1 protein-coding gene is annotated in these 342 nt (G+C 66.4%); it reads right to left on the bottom strand.

What is annotated here, in order from left to right; genetic code table 11:
- On the bottom strand, positions 1 to 342 hold a 342-nt coding region (locus tag CVH10_RS25860), incomplete at both ends, for a hypothetical protein (RefSeq protein WP_181244499.1).

Genomic DNA, 342 nt, shown 5'->3' with positions numbered 1-342 from the left:
ATGGCCAGCCATTGCGGCGCATCGGTGCGTGCCGCGTCATAGGTCGCCTCGTCAAAGGCGTAGACGGGATAGGTCGCGTCCTTGTCGCCGCGTCCATAGACCGTCTCGCCGTTGTAGAAGTCTTGGAGGCTGAACCGCTCGTGCGTGATCCAGGCCGGGGCGTTCAGTTCATGTGCGTGACGCGCGCGCATTGCCGCAAGACCGTTCCGCATCACCTGATCGGCACCGTCCGAAAAGGACCCCGCACGCCGCATGCCGGCCTCGGCCCGATCGAGCGTCTCGCCGATCGTCAGCTGTCGCACCGGCAGCTTCCCGTCGCGCGTCAGGAGCACGACGACCGTG

It is taken from the genome of Halomonas sp. ND22Bw (assembly GCF_003011945.1).
Classification (GTDB): domain Bacteria; phylum Pseudomonadota; class Gammaproteobacteria; order Pseudomonadales; family Halomonadaceae; genus Halomonas; species Halomonas halophila.
Note: the sequence above shows the minus strand (reverse complement) of the source record. Positions and strands in the feature narration are given on the sequence as shown.